The sequence below is a fragment of the Calditrichota bacterium genome, from assembly GCA_014359355.1.
In the GTDB taxonomy this organism is placed as follows: domain Bacteria; phylum Zhuqueibacterota; class Zhuqueibacteria; order JANLFK01; family Oleimicrobiaceae; genus Oleimicrobium.
In genome coordinates this window covers 1-3,654 of the sequence record JACIZP010000093.1, presented here as the reverse complement: position 1 = coordinate 3,654, position 3,654 = coordinate 1, and the positions used below count along the sequence as shown (strand labels likewise).

The window sequence follows — 3,654 nt, the reverse complement described above, 5'->3', positions numbered from 1 at the left end:
CGCTTACGCGTTTCGATGTGGCGATTCAGCGCCACGTTGTTCACGCGCACAGGTCGGTATCCGGTGGTGGTGTCTATGGTGCTGCTGGCCGTAGCGTAGGCAGCGCTCATGTTATCCGAGTTTCGATCATACTTTTCCAGGTTGCCCAAGACATAGACACCAAGCTTATCGTCCAAGAAACGCTTACTTGTCGAGGCCACCGCGCGGTAGTTGTCATAGGTGCCGCTCTTCCTCGTGTACCCGGATTGCCACAGCAAGTCATAGTGCAGCTCTGAAGGGGCCTCACGTAGCTCCATGTTGACGGTGCCGCCTATCGTGTTGGCGTCCATGTCGGGAGTGAGCGACTTGTAGAGGGCGATCGTCTTTATCATGTAGGGGGAAATCATTGAGACATCCGTGCTGCGGTCGGTATTGAGAGTGCCCGCAGTGGTGCCTGGCTGCGAGGCCACGCCGATCTGCGTGCTTCCTGTTGAGGCAAGTCTCACGCCCTCCAGAGAGACCGCGTTGTATTGCGGCGCGAGGCCGCGGATTACCACCTTGTTCGCCTCGCCAGAGCTGAGGAGGGTCGACACCCCAGGCAAGCGGCTAATCGCCTGGGCAGCGTTAAAATCGGGCAACTCCTGAATGCGCGCCTCAGAAACCACGTTGGCGATCTTGTCGGAAGCGAGCTGCTGGGTGATCGCCTGAATCTGGCCTTGCGCTTGCGCGGTGACGACAACCTCTTTGCCTCTCAGCACCACCCGCTCCAAGGCAAAATCCTGCCGGATGGTTCCACTGCCGGTCACCATGACATCAATGTTCACGGTGCTGTAGCCTATGTAGGAAACTACCAGGGTGTGCTTGCCAAGAGGGACGTTGTAGATGGTGTAATAACCTTCGAGGTCGGAAGCGGCACCGATAGTGGTACCCTTGATGAAGACATTTGCGGAGGGTAGAGCTTCTTTGGTTTCCTTGTCAAAAACCCTCCCCCTAATCACCGCCGCAGCCATCAGCAGATGGGGCGTAAGCGACGTCAGAAGCAAACAGAAAAGGAATCGACTCAAGTCGAATCTGGCTGATGGCCACGGAAGACAGCTTCCGGAAAAACGAGCGGGTTTTCTGATCATGGCGATTGCCTCTCCTGTTTTCCGGTCGTCACGGTTACCGATGGGACCATGTCTCGGCCTCCGGCGCTGCCACGACAGAGTAGCCGAAACGGAGATGCCACCTTCGCCAATTTGCGAGGCGTGCACACGGAGGCCGTCGTCCAGTGGCGCTGCCCGAGTTCATGGAAATTCGTGGTAGACTGCTGTGGAAAGGACTTGGCAGGCCAGGTTGTGCTGCGGCCCACGCCGAGAGAAACTCAGAGGAGGGATCACACCACATGCGGTTCATAGCTCACAATATCTTTCGCTCATTAGCCGATGCCCGGAAACTATCCCAGGCTCGCACCTCGGCCGCGACAGCCACGGCCGGATATTGTGACAGCACTAGTGAGGATAGGCTCACTTGAACCAGTTCCAATATAACAAAAGCGGTTCAAAATGTCAAGGAGAATTTTCGCGTTCTGCGCCTTTTCTGCCTTGTCCCCCCCTGTCCCCTCGCGCGCTGTTATGCAGCCGCCGCTGCCTCGCGTCGGCTCGCCAACTCCCTCTCGATCTTTTGCATCATCTTGTTGGTCAGGGGGTAGAAGAGCATTACTCCCCCTCCCAGGATGCCCGCGAGGGCGGGAAACACGCTCATCAACAGAAGGATACCATCCAGCGCCCTGCCCGTCTGGGGTTGGTTCGCCACAAACCCGTAGTGTGCCAGGATCCATCCCACCAAAGCGCCCCCCAAGGTAAGGCCGAGCTTGAGGGCAAAGAGGGAAGCGGACATGACCAACCCCGTAGCGCGGCGCCTGTTCTTCCACTCCGAGTAGTCTGCCGTGTCGGTGTACATCGCCCATTGCAGAACCGACACAGGCCCCAAAGAGAAAGACAACACAAGATTCAGAGCGTATATGAGCGGTAGTTGGTGCGGCTTGAGTAATCGGAATAACGCACAGCACACCGCGCTGAGAATGAGGAAGCCGGAGTAAGCGTTCTTCTTGTCGAACACTTTGGCAAACCACTTCGTCAGAACCGCGCCGATGATGGTCACGATGGTACCTGAAAGCAGGAATGACGAGGTGAGGGTCTCAAATGAAAGAGTAGTGGGCTTGCCCAGAAGCGTGAATTGCTGGTTCTGGATGTAATACTTGAAAAAGTATGGGATAGAGCTGTTGCGCATGACGATATAGACGAGCTGAAACACGGTGGCCACGGCCACCAGCACCCAAGGTCTGTTGCCGAGCAAATCGCGCAGATCCTGGAAGAAGTCAGACTTTTGCCCCTTTGGCGGGTAGACGCGTTCCTTTGTCGAGGCGAAGGTGAGGATGAACAGCGCCACCGCCAGTGCCGACAGACACCCCATCGCCCTCTGCCACCCTGCCGCCTCGTTGCCGTGCCCAAAATACTTTACCAGCGACATGGTGGCCGCTTGGACGATAAACCCGCCTACGAACGCTGCCACAAACCGGTATGACGAAATTTCGGTCCGCTCCAACGAATTGGGGGTGATGACGCCCATGAGTGCCGAGTAGGGAACGTTGATGGCCGTATAGACCATCAGCATCACGGTATAGGTTGCGTAGGCATAGATGAGCTTGCCCGAGGTGCTGAAACCGGGTGCGGTGAAGGTGAGCACCCCCATAACGCCAAAGGGAATCGCAAACCACAGCAAGTAGGGACGAAACTTTCCCCACCTCGTCTGCGTACGGTCAGCAATCATCCCCATCAACGGGTCGTTGACGGCATCCCAAATGCGAGTCACCAAGAACATAGTGCCAACAGCAGCCGCCGGCAGGCCGACCACGTCCGTGTAGAAATACATGAGAAACAGCATGAAGCTTTGGAAGAACAAGTTCGAGGCGGTGTCTCCCAGGCTGTAGCCGATCTTTTCCCGCACCGATAGCCTTGTCTGTTCCACAGTCGACTCCTACCCTGATTTTAGTGCTGCTCTGCCTATGCGGCTGCTATTTCTTCTCGCCAGCAACGACGTGCAAAGTTACCTTAATCAAATCCTCATCGCGTGAAGAGTTGCCCACCATGATCTCAAAATCACCTGGCTCCACTGTGTGTTGCTTGTCGATATTGGTGAAAGCCAGTTCCTCGAAACCGACGGAGAATTCCACCGTCACGCGGCCCCCAGGTTCAAGGTGTATCCTGCGAAAACCCCGCAACTCCTTGACCGGGCGTGTTACCGAACTCACCATGTCCCGCACGTACATTTGCACTACTTCGTCCCCGGCGCGCGCTCCGGTATTGGCGACGTCAACAAGCACCTTCGTCGATTCGCCCACCCGGATCGTCTCCTTTTCCAGGCGGAGGTTGCTGAAACTGAAAGTCGTGTAGCTCAGGCCATATCCAAACGGAAACAACGGGGTGACATCATCGAAGAGGTATCCCCGGCGAGCAGAGGGCTTGAAGTTGTAGTAGCACGGGATGTGTCCCACGGAGCGAGGGAAAGAAATCGGCAGTTTGCCCCCTGGGTTGTGGTCGCCAAAGAGCACATCGGCCACAGCATACCCTGCTTCCTGGCCCAAGTACCAGCACTCTAAGATGGCCGGTACATGCTGGGCGATGAAGTTGATGG

At 56.5% G+C, this 3,654-nt stretch carries 3 protein-coding genes; all 3 read right to left on the bottom strand.

Annotated features, from left to right (window positions below):
• Window positions 1–1,106, bottom strand: a 1,106-nt coding sequence (locus H5U38_03930) for a carboxypeptidase-like regulatory domain-containing protein (GenBank protein ID MBC7186167.1), incomplete at its 3' end; no start/stop codon positions are given.
• A gap of 484 nt (window positions 1,107–1,590) precedes the next feature.
• Window positions 1,591–2,988: an MFS transporter gene (locus tag H5U38_03925; GenBank protein ID MBC7186166.1), complete on the bottom strand. Its 1,398-nt coding sequence runs from the start codon at window positions 2,986–2,988 to the stop codon at window positions 1,591–1,593.
• A gap of 46 nt (window positions 2,989–3,034) precedes the next feature.
• A partial coding sequence (locus H5U38_03920; protein ID MBC7186165.1) for a glycoside hydrolase family 3 C-terminal domain-containing protein occupies window positions 3,035–3,654 on the bottom strand: 620 nt, incomplete at its 5' end.